The organism is Pantoea sp. GCM10028869, from assembly GCF_042666835.1.
GTDB lineage: Bacteria > Pseudomonadota > Gammaproteobacteria > Enterobacterales > Enterobacteriaceae > Pantoea > Pantoea leporis.
Genome location: NZ_JBHTGO010000002.1, coordinates 15304 through 33118, shown reverse-complemented (window position 1 = coordinate 33118; position 17815 = coordinate 15304). Strand labels below are relative to the sequence as shown.

The 17815-nt window shown below is 52.3% G+C and carries 16 protein-coding genes; 7 read left to right on the top strand and 9 right to left on the bottom strand.

Going from position 1 to position 17815, the window contains the following annotated elements; all coding sequences use genetic code 11:
- Positions 1-6: 6 nt before the first annotated feature.
- Entirely contained in the window at positions 7-702 is a 696-nt protein-coding gene (gene queC / locus ACFQW4_RS04315; protein WP_377724050.1) for a 7-cyano-7-deazaguanine synthase QueC, read from the top strand.
- A 37-nt stretch (positions 703-739) separates the two neighbouring features.
- Here the strand turns inward: queC and ACFQW4_RS04310 are convergent, their stop codons facing one another.
- From ACFQW4_RS04310 to bolA, 9 genes are all read right to left on the bottom strand, one after another.
- Positions 740-1147, bottom strand: a complete 408-nt coding sequence (locus ACFQW4_RS04310; RefSeq protein WP_137385275.1) for a thioesterase family protein — start codon at positions 1145-1147, stop codon at positions 740-742.
- A gap of 102 nt (positions 1148-1249) precedes the next feature.
- Positions 1250-1573, bottom strand: a complete 324-nt coding sequence (locus ACFQW4_RS04305) for a ComEA family DNA-binding protein (RefSeq protein ID WP_101762421.1) — start codon at positions 1571-1573, stop codon at positions 1250-1252.
- 140 nt (positions 1574-1713) lie between these two features.
- A complete protein-coding gene (ppiD, locus tag ACFQW4_RS04300) occupies positions 1714-3582 on the bottom strand; it encodes a peptidylprolyl isomerase (RefSeq protein ID WP_377724047.1) in 1869 nt (622 codons plus the stop codon).
- A 237-nt stretch (positions 3583-3819) separates the two neighbouring features.
- Positions 3820-4092, bottom strand: coding sequence for a nucleoid-associated protein HU-beta (hupB, locus tag ACFQW4_RS04295; RefSeq protein ID WP_036648244.1), 273 nt, complete (start codon positions 4090-4092; stop codon positions 3820-3822).
- Between the two features lie 213 nt (positions 4093-4305).
- Positions 4306-6660 (bottom strand): endopeptidase La, encoded by a 2355-nt coding sequence (gene lon, locus ACFQW4_RS04290; protein ID WP_101762422.1) that lies wholly within the window; start codon positions 6658-6660, stop codon positions 4306-4308.
- Positions 6661-6848: 188 nt separating this feature from the next.
- Complete coding sequence (gene clpX / locus ACFQW4_RS04285; protein ID WP_008103932.1) at positions 6849-8120, bottom strand: ATP-dependent protease ATP-binding subunit ClpX; 1272 nt, start codon at positions 8118-8120, stop codon at positions 6849-6851.
- Positions 8121-8249: 129 nt separating this feature from the next.
- Positions 8250-8873 (bottom strand): ATP-dependent Clp endopeptidase proteolytic subunit ClpP, encoded by a 624-nt coding sequence (gene clpP / locus ACFQW4_RS04280; protein WP_007886971.1) that lies wholly within the window; start codon positions 8871-8873, stop codon positions 8250-8252.
- Positions 8874-9208: 335 nt separating this feature from the next.
- Complete coding sequence (tig, locus tag ACFQW4_RS04275) at positions 9209-10513, bottom strand: trigger factor (RefSeq protein WP_008103935.1); 1305 nt, start codon at positions 10511-10513, stop codon at positions 9209-9211.
- Between the two features lie 302 nt (positions 10514-10815).
- A complete protein-coding gene (gene bolA, locus ACFQW4_RS04270; protein ID WP_008103937.1) occupies positions 10816-11130 on the bottom strand; it encodes a transcriptional regulator BolA in 315 nt (104 codons plus the stop codon).
- 267 nt (positions 11131-11397) lie between these two features.
- Here bolA and ACFQW4_RS04265 point away from each other — a divergent pair, with 267 nt between their 5' ends.
- From ACFQW4_RS04265 to ACFQW4_RS04240, 6 genes are all read left to right on the top strand, one after another.
- The gene (locus tag ACFQW4_RS04265) at positions 11398-11976 is read left to right on the top strand and encodes a lipoprotein (RefSeq protein WP_007886975.1); all 579 of its coding nucleotides are present in this window, start codon (positions 11398-11400) and stop codon (positions 11974-11976) included.
- A gap of 54 nt (positions 11977-12030) precedes the next feature.
- Positions 12031-13518, top strand: a complete 1488-nt coding sequence (gene ampG, locus ACFQW4_RS04260) for a muropeptide MFS transporter AmpG (RefSeq protein WP_377724042.1) — start codon at positions 12031-12033, stop codon at positions 13516-13518.
- Positions 13519-13952: 434 nt separating this feature from the next.
- On the top strand, positions 13953-14879 hold the full coding sequence (cyoA, locus tag ACFQW4_RS04255; protein WP_101762426.1) for a cytochrome o ubiquinol oxidase subunit II: 927 nt from the start codon (positions 13953-13955) through the stop codon (positions 14877-14879).
- A 4-nt stretch (positions 14880-14883) separates the two neighbouring features.
- Positions 14884-16866: a cytochrome o ubiquinol oxidase subunit I gene (gene cyoB, locus ACFQW4_RS04250; protein ID WP_101762427.1), complete on the top strand. Its 1983-nt coding sequence runs from the start codon at positions 14884-14886 to the stop codon at positions 16864-16866.
- Positions 16866-17480: a cytochrome o ubiquinol oxidase subunit III gene (locus tag ACFQW4_RS04245; RefSeq protein WP_192414027.1), complete on the top strand. Its 615-nt coding sequence runs from the start codon at positions 16866-16868 to the stop codon at positions 17478-17480. Before cyoB ends, ACFQW4_RS04245 begins: the two co-directional genes overlap by 1 nt.
- The gene (locus tag ACFQW4_RS04240; protein WP_007886986.1) at positions 17480-17809 is read left to right on the top strand and encodes a cytochrome o ubiquinol oxidase subunit IV; all 330 of its coding nucleotides are present in this window, start codon (positions 17480-17482) and stop codon (positions 17807-17809) included. Before ACFQW4_RS04245 ends, ACFQW4_RS04240 begins: the two co-directional genes overlap by 1 nt.
- Positions 17810-17815 lie beyond the last annotated feature (6 nt).

Genomic DNA, 17815 nt, shown 5'->3' with positions numbered 1-17815 from the left:
GAAAAAATGAAACGAGCCGTTGTGATATTCAGTGGCGGACAAGACTCCACCACCTGTTTAATTCAGGCGCTGCAACACTATGATGAAGTGCATTGCGTTACTTTTAATTACGGCCAACGCCATCGTGAAGAGATCGAGGTTGCGGCTGAGCTGTCGCACAAGCTGGGCGCGCGCGCGCACAAAGTGCTGGACGTTACGCTGCTCAACGAGTTAGCCGTCAGCAGCCTGACGCGCGACAACATTCCGGTGCCGACCTATGATCCCAATGCCAGCGGTTTGCCGAGTACCTTTGTACCGGGCCGCAATATCCTGTTCCTGACGCTGGCATCGATTTATGCCTATCAGGTCGAAGCCGAAGCGGTGATCACCGGCGTGTGCGAAACCGATTTCTCCGGCTACCCGGATTGCCGTGATGAGTTTGTTAAAGCACTGAATAACGCCGTCAGCCTCGGCATGGCGCGCAATATTCGCTTTGAGACGCCGCTGATGTGGCTAAATAAAGCGGAAACCTGGGCGCTGGCCGATTACTGGCAGCAACTGCCGCTGGTGCGCGCTGAAACGCTTACCTGCTACAACGGCGTAAAAGGTGATGGCTGTGGCGAATGCGCGGCCTGTCATTTACGCGCCCGTGGCCTGGCAGATTATCAGGCGAACGCGCCGGCGGTGATGGCAGCGATGAAACAAAAAAGCGGCCTCAACTGATTTAGGCCGCAGGGTAAACTGGCGTCATCGGCGCCAGTTATTCATTTTCGACCATCAATGACGCCAGACGCTCGCGCAACTCCCCTTCCATCGGCACCGCTTTTTGCGTACGCAAATCGATACAGACAAAGGTCAGCGCGGCATCGGCCACCACCGAATTATCACTCGCCAGCAAGACACGCTGCGCAATGATGCCACTTTTACCGCTGAGCTGTGACACTTCACTTTCAATATTCAATACGTCGCCCAATACCGCCGGACGACGATAGTTGATGTTGATATTCACCACCACAAACGCCAGTTGCTGCTCCATCAGCCAATGAAACGCATCGACATCCTCCAGCCACTGCCAGCGCGCCTCTTCCAGAAATTCCAGATAGCGCGCGTTATTCACGTGCTGATAAACATCCAGATGATAACCGCGCACTTTAATTGTGGTTTGCATTGTTGCTCCTTGTTCAGGCTGAGAATGACAACTGGTAAGACCTGTTGAGCATAGCACAGCCTGAATCCGGGCTTTTTCAATCCTTCAAAGTCGCGAGACGCTTCACAGTTTAAGCCGGGCGCTGTTGCGCTCAATCAGGGCGCTACCAATGCCCGGCACCTCCTTGAGCTGTTCAATGGCGGTAAAGGGCCCGTATTGTTCGCGATAACTGACAATCGCCTGCGCCTTCTTCAGCCCGATACCGTTCATACCAGCCGCCAGTTGTTCGGCGGTGGCTGAATTGATGCTGACCTGTCCTTCCTGTGGCGTGGAGACTTGCGTCGCCTGCGTTTCACTGGGACTTTCGGCAGCCGCCAGTCCGGTGGTATAAACTGCGCCGCCCAGCGCCAGCGTAATGCATAGGGCTTGAAACGTTGATTTAACCATGCTGTGTTTCTCCTTGTGTTTGACAGCAACAGCAGGGTGTCACAGCTCAATTCAACGCTCAAAAGGGCAATTACAGAAATGGAAAAGGCCGCATAAGCGGCCTTTCGGGTATTGCAGTGATTTAACTTTTTTTGTGAGGCTTACTGGTTTTGTGCTGCGGCGCCGTACTTAATCTTCGCCTCTTTACGCAGGTTTTCCAGCAGCGCTTCAAAGGCGATTTGCGCGTTATTCTGCGTTACGCCTTTTACCATCTCATCGATCTGCGCCTGCGGCATGTTGCCCGCGCTGACTTTATCCAGCGCGATCAGCACCACATTGCCTTGCATATCTTCACTCACACCCCTCGACGGTTTATTGTCGGCAGGTTGTGGCAGATTGAAGGCCGACTGAGCAACAGGATCCTGCGCGTTGCGATCGAACGATTTGCTGGCGCTGAGCGTCAGGCCTGCAGCCTTCAGTGCATCCGCTTTACCGGCTTTCAAATCGGCCAGCAGCTTATCTGCTTGTGCTTTCGCCTGCTGCGTCGCTTTATCATGCTTCAGCGAGTCTACGATCTGTGCTTTTACCTGATCCAGCGGCTTCACCGCTTCCGGTTTGTGCTCGCTGATACGCAGTACAAAGGCACGATCGCCATCCACAGAGATGATGTCGGAGTTGTTACCCGGCGCACCATTCTGGCCTACCAGACCACCGTTGAAGATCGCCTGTTTAACCTGATCGAAATTCAACTCGTCTGGTAGGTTATCGCGGGTGATCCAGTTGGTTTCTACCACTTTCAAGCCGGAAGCCTGCGCGGCGCCCGCCAACGATTCGTTGTCGTTGCTGGCTGCTTCGCTGACTTTCTGCTGAATTTTGTAGAAGGCATCAACCGCTTTCTCTTGTTTTACTTTATCGGCAACGATGTCATGAACATCGGCCAGCGGCTTAACCTGCTCCGGCTGGATATCATCCAGACGCACCACCAGGAAGCCAACCGACGATTTGATAGCGCCGGAAAGCTGGCCTTTCTGCGTCAGATTGGCGTTTTTCAACTCGTCTGGCGTAGTGCTCGGCTCTAGCCAACCCATGTCACCGCCTTTGCGGGCTGAGATTGGGTCGATGGATTTGCTTTTTGCCAGCGCAGCGAAATCTTCACCTTTCTTCAGCGCGTCAACCACGGCATTAGCGTCAGCTTCCGTCCTGGTCTGGATTACGCTGTAGCGATTACGCTGTGGCTGTGAATAATCCGCTTTATGTTGATCGTACCAGCTCTGAATGTCCGCTTCGCTGGCCGTTTCCTGCATGCTAGCGGCATCCATTTTGATGTAGCTCACGCGGAACTGTTCAGGCGCCATGAAGCTATTCTGATGCTGCTGATAATATTGGCTGACTTCGTCGTCGCTGACCGTCTGCTTAGCCGCCAGCGCGTTGACATCAATCACCGCCTGACGCACTTCACGCTGCTGAGACACCAGATCCACCAGCTTGCTGGTTTCGCCTTTTAGCATGAAATCGGTGTTAGCAATTGCGTTAATCAGCTGCTGCGTCGCCAGCTGCTTGCGCAGCGCTTCGGCATACTGATCGGCAGTGAAGCCCATGCTGGTGATCAGGCCGCTGTATTTGGCGTTGTCGAATTTACCGTTGGTCTGGAAAGCTTTCTGATTGAAGATCGCCTGTTTCACCTGATCATCGCTGATGCCGATGTGCAGATCTTTGATGTACTGATCAAGTAACGCCTGATCGATCAACTGCGACAGCGCCTGCTGGCGCATCTGCTGCATGTAACCTTCGTTGCTGGCTAACTGCGAGAACTGATCGCCCAGCATCTGCTGCTGACGATTGCGCTCGTTGTTATAACCCTGCTCCAGCTCTGCACGGCTGATCTCGTGGCCGTTAACTTTGGTAGCATAATCACCGCCGCCACCGATCAGGTAGTTGCCCACCCCGGTGAGTACGAAAGACAGGATGATCAATCCCAGAATAATCTTGAGCACGACATGATTCGACGCCGCGCGTAAATTGTCCATCATGGTATGACAACACTCCGCTGTAGTGTGAATGTAAAGCTCTAACACGATGTCATCATCGTGCAACTGCTGTTCAGGCTGGCAGTTGGCAACCATGCGGAGACAACAACCAAAGGCTATCGCCGCGCATCAAGAATAAAAAAGGCACATCAAAAATGATGTGCCCGTATGTTACATGAGAACGGCTTTTGCGTCCTCAATCCACGGAAGAAAATGCTTCAATGGATGTATCAGCGGTCATTAATTGACGGAATCTTTCAGTGCTTTACCAGCACGGAAGCCCGGAACTTTACCAGCCGGAATGGTGAGCTCTTTACCCGTTTGTGGGTTACGGCCTGTACGAGCTGCACGCTCACGTACAGAGAAAGTACCGAAACCAACCAGTGCCACTTCATCACCGCCCTTCAGAGCTTCGGTAACGGAGTCCATGAATGCATCTAAAACACGTCCCGCTGCCGCTTTAGAAATGTCAGCATCTGCAGCAATTTTGTCGATCAACTGTGACTTATTCACTCTCTTCATCCCCTCTTTTATTATTCACATCGCACCCGTGCTTCCCGCCCGGTGCGAACGCGCAGCCAGTTATATCAAGCCTGTGGAGCTGAAACAACGGTATTCATCTTAATCGTTGATCCAGCAGCCCACTAAGTTAGCGGCACAAAAAAAAGCTGGCAAGCACCATTTTGCCTGCCAGCTTCGCTTTTTAGCGGTTTATGCCGCTAATCACTATTTTGCGGTCGCAACCTGCATGCCGTAAGGCGCATTTTCCAGTGCCAGGTTCAGCACTTCTTCAATACGCTTCACCGGATGAATCTCGAGATCGGCAATCACGTTTTGGGGAATATCCTCCAGATCGCGCTTGTTTTCGTCCGGGATCAGCACGGTTTTGATGCCGCCACGGTGTGCCGCCAGCAACTTCTCTTTCAGGCCACCAATCGGCAGAACCAGACCACGCAGGGTGATTTCACCGGTCATTGCGACATCAGAACGCACCGGGTTACCGGTTAAGCAAGACACCAGCGCGGTGCACATAGCGATACCGGCGCTCGGGCCATCTTTCGGCGTCGCACCTTCTGGTACGTGCACGTGGATGTCGCGTTTCTCGTAGAAATCACCGTTGATGCCCAGTTTCTCTGCACGCGCGCGCACCACAGTCAGCGCGGCCTGAATCGATTCCTGCATCACTTCGCCCAGCGAACCGGTGTACGTCAGCTTGCCTTTACCTGGTACGCAGGCGGTTTCAATGGTCAGCAGATCGCCGCCCACTTCCGTCCACGCCAGACCGGTCACCTGACCCACACGGCTTTCGCTCTCTGCGCGACCATAATCAAAGCGCTGCACGCCAAGGAAATCCTTGAGATTATCGCCGTTGATCACGATGTGCTTTTTCGACTTATCCATCAGTAGCGCCTTCACTGCTTTACGGCACAGCTTGGAGAGTTCGCGCTCCAGACTACGCACGCCCGCTTCACGCGTGTAGTAGCGGATGATGCCAACAATCGCGCTGTCGTCGACGGTGATCTCTTTCTCTTTCAGCGCATTACGTTCAATCTGCTTCGGCAGCAAATGTTGCTTCGCGATGTTCAGCTTTTCATCTTCGGTGTAACCGGAGAGACGAATCACTTCCATACGGTCAAGCAACGGTGCTGGGATGTTCATGGAGTTTGAGGTCGCCACGAACATAACGTCAGAGAGATCGTAATCCACTTCCAGATAGTGATCGTTAAACGCGATGTTCTGCTCGGGATCCAGCACCTCAAGCAGCGCTGAAGCCGGATCGCCACGCATGTCAGAAGACATTTTGTCGATCTCATCCAGCAGGAACAGCGGGTTTTTGACGCCCACTTTCGCCATTTTCTGGATCAGCTTGCCAGGCATAGAACCGATGTAGGTACGACGATGTCCGCGGATTTCCGCTTCATCGCGCACGCCACCCAGCGCCATACGCACGTATTTACGTCCGGTGGCCTTAGCAATCGACTGTCCCAGCGAGGTTTTACCCACGCCCGGCGGTCCAACGAGGCAGAGAATTGGGCCTTTGATTTTGCTAACGCGACTCTGCACCGCAAGATACTCAAGGATGCGATCTTTGACGCGCTCCAGACCGTAATGGTCGATATCCAGCGTTTCCTGCGCTTTACGCAGGTCTTTTTTCACCTTGCTGCGCGCCACCCACGGAACCTGAACCATCCAGTCGATGTAGCCACGCACCACGGTCGCTTCTGCAGACATCGGCGACATCATCTTCAGCTTCTGCAGCTCAGCTTCGGCTTTTTCACGCGCTTCGGTCGGCATTTTGGCCGCTTCAATCTTACGTTTCAGCGCCTCGTACTCATCCGGCGCATCATCCATTTCGCCCAGCTCTTTCTGAATGGCTTTCATTTGCTCATTCAGATAGTACTCACGCTGGCTTTTTTCCATCTGCTTTTTAACGCGGTTGCGAATACGCTTCTCAACCTGCAGCAGATCGATTTCTGATTCCATCATCGCCATCAGATATTCCAGACGTTCATTGACGTCGGACATCTCCAGCACGGACTGTTTATCAGCCAGTTTCAGCGGCATATGCGCTGCGACGGTATCGGCCAGACGAGCCGCATCGTCGATGCTGTTGAGGGAGGTTAAGACCTCAGGTGGGATTTTTTTATTGAGCTTGATGTAGCCTTCAAACTGGTTGATGGCCGTGCGCACCAGCACTTCCTGCTCGCGCTCTTCAATTTCTGGCGAGACAAGGTATTCGGCCTGGGCAACAAAATGGTCGCCATTATCAGCCAGCGTGGTGATGTGCGCGCGTTGTAAACCTTCGACCAGCACTTTTACCGTGCCATCTGGAAGTTTCAGCATCTGCAATACAGAAGCGACGGTCCCTACTGAGAAGAGATCGTTAATGCCAGGTTCATCCGTTGAAGCCTCTTTCTGTGCAACCAGCATGATCTTTTTATCATGATCCATCGCGGCTTCGAGGCACCGAATCGATTTTTCCCGGCCAACAAACAACGGAATTACCATGTGCGGATAAACCACCACGTCGCGCAACGGCAACACGGGGATTTCAATGCGTTCAGAACGCTCAGGATTCATAGAGCTCTCTCTTAGTTTAATGTCCGCCAGGTGATGGGTACCGCGCAATAGAGGTTTTGCAGTTAAACCCACAGGATATTGAGTATATGGGGATGCTTATACGACATTCAATGTCACTGGCGAGAGAAAAACAAAAGGGGAAAGATTTTTCCCCTTTTTTAAGATAACAACGTGGTGCAATTGTTTATTTATTCACCAGAAGCCTGGGCTTCATGCTTTCCATAAATCAACATCGGCTCGGATTGACCTTCAATGACTGATTCATCAATCACCACTTTTTCAACGTCATCCATCGAAGGCAGGTCGTACATAGTTTCAAGTAACGCACCTTCAACGATAGAACGCAGACCACGCGCACCGGTTTTACGTGACATCGCTTTTTTAGCGATTGCCGTTAAGGCTTCGTCGCGGAATTCCAGTTCTACGCCTTCCAGATTGAACAGCGCCTGATACTGTTTGGTCAGCGCATTCTTCGGCTCACGCAGGATCTGAATCAGCGCTTCTTCACTCAGTTCGCTCAGCGTTGCCACAACCGGCAAACGACCGATGAACTCAGGAATCAGGCCAAACTTGATCAAATCTTCTGGCTCAACCTGAGACAGCAATTCGCCTTCACTCGCCTTCTGGGATTTGCCCTTCACGGTTGCACCGAAGCCGATGCCGGACCCGGTTTCAACACGCTGGGAGATCACCTTGTCGAGACCGGCGAATGCGCCACCACAGATAAACAGAATCTTGGAGGTATCAACCTGCAAGAACTCCTGCTGCGGATGTTTACGTCCGCCCTGCGGCGGTACGGCAGCCACGGTGCCTTCAATCAGTTTCAACAGCGCTTGCTGTACGCCTTCGCCCGAGACGTCACGGGTGATCGACGGGTTGTCAGACTTACGAGAAATCTTGTCGATTTCATCGATGTAGACAATGCCGCGCTGCGCTTTCTGCACGTCGTAATCACACTTCTGCAGCAGCTTCTGGATGATGTTTTCAACGTCTTCACCCACATAACCCGCTTCGGTCAGCGTGGTGGCATCCGCCATCGTGAAGGGCACATCCAGCAAGCGCGCCAGCGTTTCGGCCAACAGTGTTTTACCGCTACCGGTTGGACCGATAAGCAAAATGTTACTTTTGCCCAGTTCAATACCGTTGCTGGTATCGCCATTGCGCAGGCGTTTGTAGTGGTTATACACCGCTACTGCCAGCACTTTCTTCGCCCTTTCCTGACCAATAACATAGTCATCAAGGTGATGGCGGATTTCATGCGGCGTCGGCAGTGAGCTACGCTCGCGGTGCGGCGCAACTTCCTTAATCTCTTCGCGAATGATGTCGTTGCAAAGATCAACGCACTCATCGCAAATGTACACTGACGGCCCGGCAATTAGCTTACGGACTTCATGCTGGCTTTTGCCGCAGAAAGAGCAGTACAGCAACTTACCTGAACCGTCTTTGCGCTTATCTGTCATCAGCTAACCTCTTTTCTTTCTCAGACCAAATTTGTTGTACGGCGCTGGCCGTACATCAACGGCCGATATGCATTCAACCCATCTGCCTGCTCCCCGTTAACTATAGCGTAAGGGGCAGACAGATGTGTTTTATTGGCGATGCGTCAGGATTGAGTCAACCAAACCGTATTCAACCGCCTCACCCGCAGAGAGGAAACGATCGCGCTCAGTGTCGCGTTCAATCTCTTCCAGCGATTTGCCAGTGTGCTCAGCCATCAGCTCATTCATGCGCTGCTTCACTTTCAGGATTTCGCGCGCATGGATTTCGATATCCGTCGCCTGGCCCTGATAGCCGCCCAACGGCTGATGAATCATCACACGTGAATTAGGCAGGCAAAAGCGTTTACCTTTGGTGCCTGCTGTCAGCAGGAACGCACCCATTGAACAAGCCTGACCCATACAGATGGTGCTGACATCCGGCTTGATAAACTTCATTGTGTCATAAATCGACATCCCAGCAGTAATCACGCCGCCTGGCGAGTTAATGTAGAGATAAATGTCTTTTTCAGGATTCTCAGCTTCCAGAAACAGCATCTGCGCCACGATCAGGTTAGCCATATGATCTTCAACCTGACCAGTCAGGAAGATCACACGCTCTTTGAGCAGGCGAGAGTAGATGTCGTAAGAACGCTCGCCGCGCGAGGTTTGTTCGACCACCATTGGCACCAGCGCCATGTGCGGTGCAGTAAATTCACGATCGCCACTGTATGACATTACCGTCTCCTGATAAATTTCATTGGCAACATTGTGTACCGATTTTACGTGAGGCGCGCCGGGAAAACTATGCGCTGCAGTCTCACTCCGCAGTAACAAGACGGTTAATCAGTCAGTCTCACTGTTTTCATGCATTCTCCCTGTATCTGGGGATGCTGCCCAGTTGTTTCAAGCATAACAACCTTTTGCCCATTCGCTAACACGGAAAAAGAGCTTAGCGGATAATTTGCCGATTAATTAAGCAAATAGAGGGCAAATCGGTGTATTTGGCGCCAGAAACGAAAAAGCCCGCGACTTTTCAGTCACGGGCTTAGCACTAACGGTTAACGAATGAATCAGGCCGCAGAGGTCTGGTTCATCAGTTCCTGGAAGTTAGTGGCTTTATCGGTCACTTTCGCTTTCGCCAGTACCGCTTCAACCGCTTGCTCTTCCAGAGCCACGTTGCGCATGTTGTTCATCAGCTCGCTGTTCTTGCTGTAGAACTCGATCACTTCCTGCGGATCTTCGTACGCAGAAGCCATCTCTTCGATCAGCGTTTTAACGCGATCTTCGTCAGCCTGCAGTTCGTTGATACGAATCACTTCGCCCAACAGCAGACCCACAACGACGCGACGTTTAGCCTGCTCTTCGAACAGTTCGCGTGGCAGTTCCAGCGCTTGCTTCTCGTTGCCACCAAAACGCTGTGCAGCCTGACGACGCAGAACGTCAATTTCGCTGTCGATCAGCGCAACCGGAACGTCGATGTCGTTGGCGTTAACCAGACCGTCGATTGCCTGCGTCTTGACGCGGTTACGGATAGCACCTTTCAGCTCGCGATCCATGTTCTTACGCACTTCAGCACGCAGACCGGCAACTGAACCATCTTCCACGCCAAAGCGCTTGATGAACTCTTCAGTCAGCTCTGGCAGTTCGCGAGTTTCAACTTTCTTCAGCACGATTTCGAACTTCGCATCTTTCCCTTTCAGGTTTTCTGCATGGTAATCGTCTGGGAATTTCACGTCGATAGTGAAGGTTTCGCCGGCTTTGTGGCCAACAACGCCCTCTTCGAAGCCTGGGATCATACGGCCCTGGCCCATTGCCAGCACGAAGTCAGAGGCTTTGCCGCCTTCAAACTCTTCGCCGTCAACAGAACCGCTGAAGTCGATGGTCGCGCGATCTTCAGCTGTCGCTGCGGCATCGCTCTCTTTCCAGGTCGCCTGCTGCTTCTGCAGGGTTTCCAGCATGGTATCAACGTCAGCGTCTGTCACTTCTACCACTGGCTTCTCAACTTCGATTGCATCCAGGCCTTTCAGCTCAACTTCTGGATACACTTCGAACTCAACCGCGTAGGTGAAGTCTTCGCCTTCTTTATATTCGCCCGGCACATAGTTTGGTGCGCCAGCCGGATTGATTTTCTCTTTGATGATGGCGTCAACGAAGTTGCGCGTCATCAGCTCGCCCAGTACGTCCTGGCGAACAGAAGCACCGTAGCGCTGAGAAATGATGTGTGCCGGCACTTTGCCTTTACGGAAACCGTCGATACGGACTTTCTTAGCCACTTCCACCAGTTCTTTCTTCACTGCGCTTTCGATGCTGTCAGCTGCAACAGTAATCGAAATGCGACGGCCCAGACCCTGAGTGGTTTCTACTGAAACTGTCATCTTGTTACCTCAAAAAATCACGTGCTCGGTCAACTTCAGACACCACACATAAAATGCGCCGTATCCAACAACCGGGACGGCCTCTGCAGGCAGAACCAAATCCCTGTCACCAGAAGCGTCCCGAAGACATTCCGGAAAAATAGACGCAGCATTATAGCGGCATCGCTGGAATGAGTCGAGGCTGCAAACTCACCACTTTTTAGCGGCTTTGCTGCTTTTTTGCGCCGTAGATCGCGTTTGAGTGTAATAAATGAAAAGAAAACGGCCCGCAGGCCGTTTTTAAGGATGAGTAAAAAGGGAATTCAGGCGAGCGTTCCCGCGCCGCGACAATTCGGCGAGGCCAAAACCGTATCCTGTAATCCATCCCACTCTTTTTGCGTGTAGGTATGCAGTGCCAGCGCGTGTACGCTGCCCGCTAATTCGGTTGCCAGTTCGCCATAAATAGCGCGATGACGTTGCAGAAAGCGCTGACCGGTAAATCGATCGCTGACAATCACCACTTTAAAGTGACTTTCAGAACCGGCGGGCACGTTATGACGGTAGCTTTCATCATGCACTTCAAGATGTGCAGGCTCGAAAGCGTTACGCAACTTTTCTTCTATTTGTTCGCGAATCATGATTAACACTCCTTTCCGGCGAGCGCTGTGCCCATCTGTTTAAATATTAGTAGGTTTTTCACCGCTTCCGCAGGTTGGCCGTAAATAAATCCGCCAGCGCTGCGCATAGTAACTTGCTTATCTCTCAGGTCAACCGGCTGGCGTTTCATCCTGTCCGAAAAAAGCCTTTACAATCAATTTCCATTGGCCCGGGGCTTTTTTCACCGCTGCGCAATGCTATGATGGCCGCAGTTTTGCAAACCAACCCATATGCTAACGAGAATGAGTATGTTGAAAAAACTGTTATTCCCTCTGCTGGCTGCATTTATTTTGGCCGGCTGTGCCAGCAACAACACCACATTGGATATTCAGCCGAAGATTCAATTACCGCAGCAAGATCCAAGCCTGATGGGCGTCACCATCAGCGTTAACGGTGCCGATCAACGTTCCGATCAGGCGCTGGCCAAAGTAAACCGCGACGGTCAGTTGATCACGCTGACACCATCACGCGACCTGCGTTTCCTGCTCCAGGAAGTGTTAGAGAAGCAGATGACGTCACGCGGCTACATGATCGGCCCGAGCGGTGCCGTTGATCTTCAGATCGTGGTGAATGGTCTGTATGCGGATGTGACCCAAGGCAACGTGCGCTACAGCATTACCACCAAGGCGGATATCTCCATCATCGCCACCGCGAAAAACGGTAACAAGCAGGTGAAAAACTATCGCCAGACTTACAGCGTAGAAGGCGCGTTTACCGCCACCAACGCGAAGATCACCAACGCGGTTAACTCAACCCTGAGTGACGTGATTGCTGATATGGCGCAGGACACCAGCGTTCACAACTTCATTAAGCAGAACGCCCGCTAATTTCCGCAGTATTTTGCCCGGCGACTCTCAGCCGGGCTTCATTTCAGGTTGGCTATGACATCTCATTATCTGCGTATTTTTACCCAACGTAATGCGGCGGTATTGCTGCTGCTGGGTTTTGCCTCAGGCTTACCGCTGGCGTTAACCGCCGGGACGTTACAAGCGTGGATGACGGTAGAGAATGTTGACCTGAAAACCATCGGTTTCTTCTCCCTTGTCGGTCAGGCTTACGTGTTTAAGTTCCTGTGGTCGCCGATGATGGATCGCTATACGCCACCGATTCTTGGTCGCCGTCGCGGCTGGCTGCTGGTCACGCAGCTGGCGCTGATAGGCGGCATTATCGCCATGGGCTTTATGCAGCCTTCGCGTGACTTAACGCTGCTGGCCGCGCTGGCGGTGCTGGTTGCCTTCTGTTCGGCTTCGCAGGATATCGTGTTCGATGCCTGGAAAACCGATGTGCTGCCGCCGGAGGAGCGCGGAAGCGGCGCGGCAATCACCGTGCTGGGCTATCGTCTGGCGATGTTGATTTCAGGCGGACTGGCGCTGTGGATTGCGGATCGCTATCTCGGCTGGCAAGCCACTTACTGGCTGATGGCGTTGCTGATGGTGCCGGGCCTGATCGCCACGTTGCTGGCGAAAGAACCGGTGGCGCCGGCGAGCGAACCACACTCGCTACGCCAGGCCGTGACATTCCCGCTGAAAGACTTCTTCCAGCGTAACAATGCCTGGCTGCTGATCACACTGATTATCCTTTACAAGCTTGGCGATGCATTTGCCGCCTCGCTCACCACCACCTTCCTGATTCGCGGCGTCGGCTTTAGCGCGGGCGATGTCGGTCTGGTGAACAAAACGCTGGGTTTGTTGGCCACCATTATTGGTGCGCTGTATGGCGGCGTGCTGATGCAGCGCCTGAGTTTGTTCCGCGCCCTGATGATTTTTGGCGTGCTGCAAGCGGTGTCGAATTTTGCTTACTGGTTGCTGGCGGTAACGCCACCGCACTTGTGGAGCATGGCCAGCGCGGTCTTCATTGAAAACCTGTGCGGCGGCATGGGCACCGCGGCCTTTGTCGCGTTGCTGATGACATTGTGCAACAAATCCTTCTCGGCGACGCAGTTCGCACTGCTCTCTGCCCTCTCCGCCGTGGGCCGCGTTTACGTCGGTCCCGCCGCCGGCTGGCTGGTTGAAATGTGGGGCTGGCCGACCTTCTATGCTTTCACCGTGTTTGCTGGCGTACCGGGATTACTGCTGTTATGGCTGTGTCGCGGCACTTTGCATAGCATGCAGCAAAGCGGGGAGTTTGTGATGCGCAGCTTGTGGCCGCAAGGTTACCGCTGGACGGTGCGTCTGTTTAGCATCGGCTGCGGCTTACTGGCCTTGTGGTTACTGGCTTTAGCCCTTAACGCCAGCGGCGTTGTGCAGATTGATGCGCTACTTACGCCAATGTTTGAAGCCGGCATGGCATTTGCGCTGTTGGCGGTCGCACTCGGTGTTATTTTGGATAGTTTGGCATTAAAAAAAGCGGCGCGGGAAAATCTGGGTTGAGTAAGCCAATTTTCATAACGAAATAATGGGGTAAAAATATCAGTTGCTCATTTTCCCAATAGCATTTTTTTTAAAGCGAATTAGAAACATTAAATTAACAACTGCGAGCGAATATTTAAATCCGGTGCGCAATTACTTTGTATAAAAGTCATCGCCAAAATGATGCAGAAATGTTAAATAAATGAGTATTAAGAGTACGGTTTATACTTTCCCTGATTTTTCTGCGGTTTCTACCATTGGTTTTTGTTATATTGATGCCAACTGCTTGTCGCAGTTAATAATTTGTCACCCTGCGTAACATCTGTGACACCCTTAGCAAAAGGTGTCAACAGCCTTCTGACACATCCTTAAGCTGGTTTACACTGCATAAACCTTCCCGTAAAATGCGCGCACACTTAAACGACAATAGAGCCCTTTGTCATTGAGGTCGTTAAATGAGACTCAGTAAATACAATAAAAGTTTGGGGATTTTGTCATTAATTGCAGGCGCTGTATTACTCAGTGGCTGCGATAGTGCGTTGTTAAATCCCAAAGGACAGATTGCACTGGAGCAACGTTCGTTGATTCTGACAGCTTTCGGCTTGATGATGATCGTAGTTATCCCGGCAGTCTTCATGGCAGTATTCTTTGCCTGGAAATATCGGGCAACCAATACTAACGCAACTTATAGCCCTAACTGGTCACACTCAAACAAAGTGGAAGCCGTGGTCTGGACCATTCCGATCCTGATCATTATCTTCCTCGGCGTTTTGACCTGGAAATCAACCCACGCGCTGGAGCCGAGCAAACCGCTGGTTTCTGACGTTAAACCGGTTGAGATCGACGTAGTGGCACTGGACTGGAAATGGCTGTTCATTTACCCGGAACAGGGTATTGCAACCGTCAACCAGATTGCCTTCCCGGCAAACACTCCGGTGAACTTCAAGATCACCTCCAACTCCGTGATGAACTCCTTCTTTATTCCTACTCTCGGCAGCCAGATCTATGCGATGGCCGGTATGCAGACCAAATTGCATCTGATCGCCAACGAGCCAGGAACATTTGACGGTATCTCTGCGAACTTCAGTGGTCGTGGTTTCTCTGGCATGAAGTTCAAAGCCATTGCAACTAAAGACGATGCGGAATTCCAGCAGTGGGTTGCCAAAGTTAAAGCGGCACCTAACGCGCTGAACACCATGGATGATTTCGAGAAACTGGCTACGCCAAGCGAAAATCACCCGGTGGAATATTTCTCAACGGCAAATCCAGAACTGTTCAAGCAAGTAATTGATAAGTTCATGATGAGCCACGGGAAGATGGACATGCCAGAACATAAAGGCATGGACATGAGTCACGCCGCTTCCGCGGGAGCCGAGGAATAATACGATGTTCGGAAAATTAACACTGGATGCAGTGCCATACCACGAACCCATTATCGTGGTTACGGTCGCCGCTATCATCTTAGGTGGTCTGGCGCTGGTTGCTGCGATTACCTACTTTGGTAAGTGGCAGTACCTGTGGTCAGAATGGTTCACCTCCATTGACCACAAAAAACTGGGTATCATGTACATCATCATGGCTTTCGTCATGTTGCTGCGCGGCTTTGCCGATGCGGTAATGATGCGTACCCAACAAGTGATGGCTTCCGCTGGGGAAGCCGGCATACTACCGCCGCACCACTACGACCAGATCTTCACCGCTCACGGCGTGATCATGATCTTCTTCGTGGCGATGCCGTTCGTGGTAGGTCTGATGAACATCGCGGTACCGCTGCAAATCGGTGCTCGTGACGTTGCCTTCCCGTTCCTCAACAACCTGAGCTTCTGGTTTACCGCGATCGGTGTGATCCTGGTGAACATCTCTCTGGGTGTGGGCGAGTTCGCACAGACCGGCTGGTTGGCTTATCCGCCGCTTTCGGGTGCGGAGTACAGTCCTGGCGTCGGGGTCGATTACTGGATCTGGAGTCTACAGCTGTCCGGTATCGGTACGACACTGACCGGTATCAACTTCTTCGTTACCATTCTGAAGATGCGTGCGCCGGGCATGGACCTGTTCAAAATGCCGGTATTCACCTGGGCATCACTGTGTACTAACGTCCTGATCATCGCTGCGTTCCCGGTACTGACCGTTACGCTGGCACTGTTGACGCTTGACCGTTACCTTGGCTTCCATTTCTTCACCAATGAAATGGGCGGTAACATGATGATGTACGTCAACCTGATTTGGGTCTGGGGTCACCCGGAAGTGTACATCCTGGTTCTGCCGGTGTTTGGTGTCTTCGCTGAAGTCACGGCGACCTTCTCTAAAAAGCGTCTGTTCGGTTACACCTCTCTGGTGTGGGCGACCATCGCGATTACCGTTCTGTCGTTCATTGTTTGGCTGCACCACTTCTTCACCATGGGTGCGGGCGCGAACGTAAACGCCTTCTTCGGTATCATGACGATGATCATCGCTATCCCGACCGGCGTGAAAATCTTCAACTGGCTGTTCACCATGTATCAGGGTCGCGTTGAGTTCCACTCAGCGATGCTGTGGACCATCGGCTTCCTGGTTACCTTCTCTATTGGTGGTATGACAGGTGTTCTGCTGGCGGTTCCAGGTGCGGACTTCATTCTGCACAACAGCCTGTTCCTGATCGCGCACTTCCATAACGTGATTATCGGTGGTGTGGTGTTCGGTTGTATGGCTGGCGTGACCTACTGGTTCCCGAAAGCGTTCGGCTTCACGCTGAATGAAAAATGGGGTATCCGCGCGTTCTGGTTCTGGATCATCGGCTTCTTCGTGGCATTCATGCCGCTGTATGCGCTGGGCTTCATGGGCATGACGCGTCGTATCAGCCAGGACATCGATCCTCAGTTCCACTCACTGCTGGTGGTTGCAGCAGGCGGTGCGGCGCTGATCGCTTGCGGTATCCTGTGCCAGGTTACCCAGTTCTACGTTTCTGTGCGTGACCGCGACCAGAACCGTGATCTGACCGGTGACCCGTGGGGTGGACGTACGCTGGAGTGGGCAACCTCTTCACCGCCGCCGTTCTACAACTTTGCTGTTATCCCGCATATCCATGAGCGCGATGCGTTCTGGGAAATGAAAGAGAAAGGCGAAGCGTACAAGCAGCCAGAAAAATATGAAGAAATTCATATGCCGAAAAACAGTGGCGCAGCTGTTGTTATCGCGGCTCTGATGACTGTATTCGGTTTCGCCATGATCTGGCATATCTGGTGGCTGGCTGGCCTCACCTTCGTGGGCACCATCATCACCTGGATTGTGAAGAGCTTCGATGAAGACGTGGATTACTACGTACCGGTTGCTGAAGTCGAGCAGATCGAGAAGAAGCACTTTGACGAAATCAGCAAAGCAGGTCTGAAATAATGTCAATTGAAACTGCAAAACACCACCACGACGCCCATGCGGAGCATGGGCATCACGATGCAGGAGCCAATAAAGTCTTTGGCTTCTGGATCTACCTGATGAGTGACTGCATTATCTTCGCAACCCTGTTTGCGACCTATGCAGTTATGGTCAATAACACTGCCGGTGGCCCGGCAGGTAAAGACATCTTCGAACTGCCGTTCGTTCTGGTCGAAACCGCGCTGCTGCTGCTCAGCTCCATTACCTATGGTATGGCAGTGATTGCGATGAACAACCAGAACAAGGGCTCGGTCATCAGCTGGTTAGCGTTGACCTTCCTGTTCGGTGCTGGCTTTATCGGCATGGAAATCTATGAATTCCATCACCTGATCAAAGAAGGCTTCGGTCCCGATCGCAGCGGCTTCCTGTCAGCGTTCTTTACGCTGGTCGGCACGCACGGTCTGCACGTGACCTCTGGCCTGATCTGGATGGCAGTGATGATGTTCCAGATTTCTAAACGTGGTCTGACTGCAACCAACCGCACCCGTATCATGTGCCTGAGCTTGTTCTGGCACTTCCTGGATGTGGTTTGGATCTGCGTATTCACCGTTGTCTACCTGATGGGAGCCATGTAATGAGTCATTCTGTTAACGAACATGGCGCTTCTCACGGTAGCGTGAAGTCTTACATGATCGGCTTCGTCCTCTCTATCATCCTGACCGGTATTCCGTTCTGGATGGTCATGGATGGCGGCGCTTCACACGGCACTATTCTGGGTGTGGTTCTGGTGTGTGCGGTAGTTCAGGTGCTGGTTCACCTGGTCTACTTCCTGCACTTAGACAGCAAATCAGAAGGTGGCTGGAACATGGTGGCCATTGTCTTCTCAGCACTCATCATCTTGATTGTTGTCGTAGGCTCACTGTGGATTATGTGGAACCTCAACTACAACATGATGGCCCACTAAAGAGTC